Here is a 6,703-nt window from a genome sequence, read left to right as displayed (position 1 = left end):
GTTTTCAGTAGCGTCATGAATTAAAACTTCTGGGTATCCCTCTAAAGCTTCATCTGAAAAAGTTTTAATTAAAGAATAAATATCAAAACGCTTTAGGCTTTTACCTTCTAGGTTCAAAAAATCATATTGACTATTTTTATAATAAGATCCAAGAGTGTCCATGGTATACATCCACGAATAATTTGCAGGAGCTTCGACTTTATTTCCTTTGTTTTCCACAAAAATATTATAAATTGTTTCGTTATATGCGTTCCCATTAATTTGCTGTACTACGCCGCCCATAGTCATATGGTATTCCTCTTGCAATGCTTTTACTTTTACACCATCTATCATCAATGCCTCGCAATCAACAGAAACTGTGGAATATCTGTAATTGACCTTACATCCAAATGTTTCTGAAAGGAAGCGAAGTGGAACCATGGTGCGTTTATTCTTTATATATGGTTTTACGTCGAGCAGAGACGTTTTACCGTTTTTCATTACGGTATTGCTATGCAGGTTTAATATTACCTGCATATTTTTTTTAGTGAGGGTAACTTCAGAATCCGACCAATCGACTTTGGCTCCCAAATTTTCACTGATAACACGCAATGGCACCATTGTACGATTGTTCCTAATTTCGGGTTTCACATCGGATGGAATAACAACACCGTCAACCTTGATTTGAATGTTAGTTGTAGCTGCATAAGTAGGTAAAGAAGTAATTAATAGTAGAAAAACAAGAAAAAAACCTGAAAATATTCGTTTCATTTCTTAACAACTCCTTTTTTCGAAAATATAATAATTAAATTGTAATCTCACTTCGTCTACAACATTGGAGTAAATTAACAGTGTACCGTCAAGGTCCAATGAAGCTAAATTATATCGAATATGCCCCCTTAGAATTGTGAGTATGAATATACTCTTGCTTAATTACTAGAAATAATTTCATAATCAATTAAACGCTTCTTTTGGATAAATGTTGCAATAAAAAGAGCAGGATACCGGAGCTCCTGCTCATCATTGTGTGTTATTCAACTATCGTGTCCCGTTAGTTGAACAAATGGATCAAAGTAAGTACTCTTCAATCAGTTGATTGATTGAAGAGAGATGTTTGTTCAGCCAGTCATTCCTTGTTTGAAATTGACTTAGGATGTAATTAAAGTTCTGCTCGATATTCTTTCCAGAATAATGCTGACCGATGTAAATATGAAGTACAGTAATATGGTAAATTTGAGTCAAAAACTGCAGTTGATTCATTTCTTGATATATACATCTTCGAAATTGAGAGTAGCCTCTTATAAATGCCTCCGTCATATCCCATGATCCGTTTGTCAATTGTATGATGTGATTAAGGGAAATGGTAAATTCCATAAAGCTAATATCAAGTGAAGTAAAATCAAAATCCAAAACACCGTGAATTTTGTTCTGGTTTGGGGAAAGATCAAAATTGAATTTTGATTTTCAATTCCAGATAATTTGGTGGATTGTAAGAAAGTGTAAGACGCAGAATCCCTTGTAGAGTAAGGAAAAACTGGCTTTTTATGCAACGAATTGCAATCAAGAACAAACACTAAATCGAGACACAATTTAGTCACAATTTCAACGACAAATAGTTACAGCCTTTTACAGCTTCCTGATATATAATATCTTTTGTCGTCTTATAGGAACAGGAACGGAGATAAGTAGAGTGGAACTATTCCTCATAGAAAAAATCGAAACAGTGCGTCTTCAAATGGTTAAGGAAGCATTGGTACAAGACAGTCTTACACATGAAAGTGTTGTTGCAATTAGCCACAAATTGGATAGATATATCGCTATCTATCAAAAGCAAAAAAAGAAAACAGTAGTACGAGTAATCAAGCAGCATGAGCAGTTAGTGGTTGCTCAATAAAGGACATCTGAACAAAACACTAGCTTTTGTGTGCATGTCTGTCTATGATACATCCCCAAGCACGCAAAAAAGGCCCTAGAATCCATTTTCTTCTTTCTTGGAAGAAGTTCACTTCGAAGGAAAGGTAGAATGGAGAATCGGGGCCTTTCTGCTGTCCAGTGAAAATAAAGTTTTAGACTGAGGTGCCTGATTTAACGCGGTTTATGAGAATAATGATCGCCAGACTTCAAAAAATAAGTATTAGACTGACCATAAAAATGAAACAGCGGCGGACCAAGACTTGAAAAATAAAGTCTTAGACTGCCGCTGTCCTTATTGAACTATCGTGTCCCGTTAGCTTAACGGAAAATGATACTATTCCCTATGGTGTCGCTTAAAAGGTATGCTATCATAATTCTTCAAATAACCATTTTAATTCTGTTTCCCCGACGCATCGACGCATGGCTTTCATTATTATATGTATTATTAATATTGAAAACTAATTGTCGGGTAGTTGGATGCCGCGCCAGCCGCTTACATCGCATTGGCCATATTCATTATCACCCACAGCAACCACCGTGCCGTCCGATTTAAGCCCGACGGTATGGGCACAACCCGCCGCAATCGCCACAATATCGCGCCAATCACTTACATTACGTTGGCCATACTCATTCCAACCCACAGCCGCCACCGTACCGTCCGATTTAAGGCCGACGGTATGATTACTACCCAACGCTATCGCCACAATACCGCGCCAGCCGCTTACATCGCATTGGTCATGTTTATTCAAACCCACAGCCGTCACCGTACCGTCCGATTTAAGACCGATTGTATGAAGATAACCCGCCGCGACCGCCACAATATCGCACCAGCCGCTTACATTGCATTGGCCATACCGATTATTACCCACAGCCGTCACCGTGCCGTCCAGTCTAAGACCGATTGTATGCCAGTCACCCGCCGCGACCGCCACAATATCATGCCAGCCGCTTACATTGCATTCACCTTCATTATTTCGGCCCACTGCTACCACCGTGCCATCCGATTTAAGCCCAATAGTACGACGCCAACCCGCCGCGACCGCTACAATATCGCGCCAGTCGTTTACATTGCATTGATCATGCGTATTCCAACCCACAGCCGCCACAGTACTGTCAGATTTAAGACCGATTGTATGAGCATTACCCGTGTTAGTCGCCATATGAACATTACTCGCCACGACCGCCACAATATCGCGCCAGCCGCTTACATCACATTGGCCATATTTATTATCACCCACAGCCGTCACCGTTCCGTCAGATTTAAGCCCAACGGTATGACGACGACCCGCCGCTATGGTAACTTTAGGCCAACGTTTCACCTTTAACGCCACCTGTTCGAGCCAATCACCTTCAATGTTCACTTGTTTATCACCTTCTACCTTCTATTTTTGATTACATATTCCACTAATTTTCCAGTTAGAGTAATAACTTCCTGCTAATTCAACACGATTCCGAACCCCACACTCAAGAGGAGCACGGAGACCATACCTAAGATAATTCCCAGTGCCAACGATTTAAGCGTAAACCAGCGGAATTTCCCGGCTCTGTTTTATCGATTTTGTGAATGCGGTACAGGATGGCCGCGTTACCCATTAAGGTAAAGATTAAAACTAGAATAGCCATAATCGTCCAAAATCCAGACACATCCCGAATTTGCATGGGATCGTCATCCCTTATGCGAGTAAATGCCACTAATTGATTCCCTAGTAAGAACGTAAAGGAAAATAGTCCCACAATTCGTCCATTTCGATCTTGCTTCTTGCCTAACTTTTCCCGTTCATATTCCGCAATTTCATGCATAAACCGGGGGCCGTGCATGAAGAGCAGATGCTTCGGAAAATAGAGGCTCCAAAATTCAAAAAGCAATAAGGCCCCATACAAAAAAACGCCTACAAGATAAGCGTCCGAAGGCGACGGCTCTAGAACAAGTAAGAGACCGCCGGATAATGGGATGAGGTGCACATACATGCATTGATGAAAATGATTTGTTTCACGCGCAAGGATTTAAGTCTACTCGTGTCCATGGCTGGCACACTCCTATCCGGTCCATTTTACAGCACCGCCCCATTTTATCATATACAGGAGTTTTAGAGGATTGGAGATTAGTTAGGGCCTGTTGGAGGGGCGGGGACCGAATTTCTCCTCCAAAAAGTGTACCATTGCCGCAACAACTTCGCACCACTCCACCCTTCAGCACGTAACAACTCGCACCAATCGCACCATATTTACTGGTTGACAATAACTTTATCCCATTCCCGACTCGTCGCCTTACGCGTCCATAAATTGCAAAAAAAACCAACATGCATTAATTGGTGACCATTTTAAAATAAAAATCTTGTTGAGCAAACCTACCCGTTAGCTTAATCATCGTCGGTTAGCGGTACACAATCTTGTCTTCCGACAGATGCCGTGTTGTCGAGTACAATTGATTCGAACCTACTTGGAACGCTACTAAGCGGTATTTAATGAGATATTATTGTTGTCACCCGAAATTTGTAAACGTCCCGGACTTGACTCCGCGGCTAACGGTACAAGTTCTTGTCCATTATCGGCAATAGGTACAAGTACTTGTCTCGAGCAAAGGACAAGAACTTGTACCCATAAAATTAAAAAAGCCCGCCTAGCGCGGGTTCCAATAGGTATATGTTCTTATCCTCTTACAAAAATTCGGTAATTGTCGGTTGACAAGAATATATTCCGATAACCCATCAAGACTCCTCTTCTCTTTATCAGAGTACAATAAAGGCTGATCTTTAACAATTAACTATCAGCCTTTATTCTTAACTATTATTTTGAAGTACTGAGCAGCCGCTATCCAGCTATAATGTATATTGCGAATTATGGTCGTCGATCCCCTCGAATACCCATCGCCATCTAGTATGGGACGTTTCGGATTTCGATCCTTCTTATCTAACGCAAAAAAATGCCGATCCGGCAATCAATCGACTTCCCTTCCACTTCCCGCTTCAGCACCATGAACCAATGATTACCTCGTTTGAACACATCGTCCATCATAATCAGCGATTTCATCCGCTTTCCTCCGAAATCGCGAATAGCTTGCTTAAGGCATTTATATTGGAGTTCATTCAACTCTCGCAAGCTCCGTTGCTTGCCGATTATCGTATCAAACCGAATATCGTTCTTATCAACCAAGAGGCAAATGCGGTAAGAGATTAAGAGACATGGTTGGCGTTAAGCGGACTTAGAAAAACGCAATTCCATGATTTATTCAAGAAAGCGACAGGACTCTCTCCCAAAGCTTTCTGGACAAGGGCGATCATGAAGCAAGCGGCCGCTGCTCTGAGAGAAAGCAATCGTTCCATCACGGAACTGGCTGATGACTTGGGATATTCCTCTATTCATCACTTCACGAAACAATTCACGGCTTACTACGGCGTGCCGCCTTCCGTATTCCGACACACTAGTTGAATATGCAGTGAATAAGCGCATTGAAACGGATTCCCGGTATTTGGGCAAAATGAAAACCCCCAATATAGGAATTGGGGGTTTTCACGCTTACTGTAAGACTCTATTGAGCAAAGCTGCTGCTTCTGCACGGGAAGTTATCCCGTTCGGAACGAATTTGTTTGCTTCTCGACCGTTAATTAATTGAAGTGCCGCCGCCGCTCTTATTGACTCAAGCGCCCAGGCTGCCACAGCGGATTCGTCGGTAAAGGAAGAAGCCGTTTTTCCGTTCAACTTGACGTCTTTCAAGATAACATACGCCCGCATCATCATAGTGACCATTTCTTCGCGTTTGATTCTAGCATCGGGATTGAAAGACGTTGTGCTAATTCCTTTAATAATGCCTGCTTTGACCGCCATGGAAACAGCTCCCTCGTACCAGGCACCCTTCGACACATCCGTAAATTTCGATTCGCCCACTGATGCCAGGTTCAACGCTTTGACAAGCATCGCCGTAAATTCGGCCCGTGTTATAGAACGCTCTGGCTCGAACATTGCCGCACTAGTGCCTTCAATAAATTGCTTCGCCGCTAGCTGTTCGATCGCATCGGCCGCCCAGTGAGTGGACTTAACATCGGTAAATAATTTCTTGAATTCGAGCACCGCATATTTACTGAAATGGTGAATATCGGCCACCCATTCTCCGTTAATAAACGTGCCTCGCACATATTCCAGCGTACCGTTGTCTGCCAAATAGTAAATGCCAGTCAGTTTCGGATTTAAGGAAGGATCCGCTTTGAATCGAATCGTCATCGGTTTATCGAAGCTGTTCAAGCTTGTCACTTTACCATCTTTTCCGACAATCGATAAGCTGAAATGGATCACATTGCCGGAAATTTTAATTTTTGCATGCGTGGAAGACTGCCTTATCGCTAAAAGATTGTTAGCATCGGATTCGGATAAGAGAGTCATGATTAACTCTATCGTACTGTTTCGTTTATCTTCTGCGGACAATTTATCCGTCAACTGTTTAAGTAATTCAGCGGGTACTTCCAACGTGAATGGACCCGTTTGAATGACTAATTGATGATTTCCGAGCAGTTCGGCTGCATTGGCAGGAAGTACAATTTTCTCTTTATCCTTGGCTGCGATCGTCACGACTCCGTTGGAGGCTGGAGAAGTAAGATCTTCCGTTTTCACTACAAGTATATGAGCATCGGTATTTCCATTGACTGTACTACCGGAAGATGGGATGCTACTGTTCCCACCACTCGTCGGAGGGTTACTGTTCCCGCCACCCGTGTCTTTTCGCTTAAACGTAACATTGATCATATGATCGGCAGTTATGTTAGCAACCGTATACACGCTTCCGGTCACCGACACGGCGGTACCGTCTAACAACACC

At 42.3% G+C, this 6,703-nt stretch carries 6 protein-coding genes; 2 read left to right on the top strand and 4 right to left on the bottom strand.

Annotation, left to right across the window (positions count from 1 at the left end):
* On the bottom strand, positions 1-750 hold a 750-nt coding region (locus BW961_RS26830; RefSeq protein WP_076577063.1), incomplete at its 3' end, for a copper amine oxidase N-terminal domain-containing protein.
* 919 nt (positions 751-1,669) lie between these two features.
* Here BW961_RS26830 and BW961_RS26820 point away from each other — a divergent pair.
* The gene (locus tag BW961_RS26820) at positions 1,670-1,873 is read left to right on the top strand and encodes an aspartyl-phosphate phosphatase Spo0E family protein (RefSeq protein WP_068592733.1); all 204 of its coding nucleotides are present in this window, start codon (positions 1,670-1,672) and stop codon (positions 1,871-1,873) included.
* Positions 1,874-2,351: 478 nt separating this feature from the next.
* On the opposite strand, the gene BW961_RS26815 is transcribed toward BW961_RS26820, so the two are convergent.
* Positions 2,352-3,248 (bottom strand): RCC1 domain-containing protein, encoded by an 897-nt coding sequence (locus BW961_RS26815; RefSeq protein ID WP_068592858.1) that lies wholly within the window; start codon positions 3,246-3,248, stop codon positions 2,352-2,354.
* A gap of 133 nt (positions 3,249-3,381) precedes the next feature.
* Complete coding sequence (locus tag BW961_RS26810; protein ID WP_139331761.1) at positions 3,382-3,693, bottom strand: hypothetical protein; 312 nt, start codon at positions 3,691-3,693, stop codon at positions 3,382-3,384.
* A gap of 1,386 nt (positions 3,694-5,079) precedes the next feature.
* Between BW961_RS26810 and BW961_RS26805 the strand changes: the two genes are divergently transcribed.
* Complete coding sequence (locus BW961_RS26805) at positions 5,080-5,322, top strand: helix-turn-helix transcriptional regulator (RefSeq protein WP_068592731.1); 243 nt, start codon at positions 5,080-5,082, stop codon at positions 5,320-5,322.
* An 87-nt stretch (positions 5,323-5,409) separates the two neighbouring features.
* Here the strand turns inward: BW961_RS26805 and BW961_RS30755 are convergent.
* Positions 5,410-6,703: S-layer homology domain-containing protein (locus BW961_RS30755; RefSeq protein WP_170878614.1), on the bottom strand; the 1,294-nt coding region annotated here is incomplete at its 5' end.

It is taken from the genome of Paenibacillus macquariensis (assembly GCF_900156375.1).
Lineage (GTDB): Bacteria > Bacillota > Bacilli > Paenibacillales > Paenibacillaceae > Paenibacillus_AQ > Paenibacillus_AQ macquariensis.
The sequence above is the reverse complement of the archived record's forward strand: the minus strand, read 5'-3'. Positions and strand labels throughout refer to the sequence as shown.

Excerpts from the sequence above, each read along its gene's own strand:
- BW961_RS26810 (WP_139331761.1), bottom strand. The coding sequence starts at position 3,693 with ATGCATGAAATTGCGGAATATGAACGGGAAAAGTTAGGCAAGAAGCAA.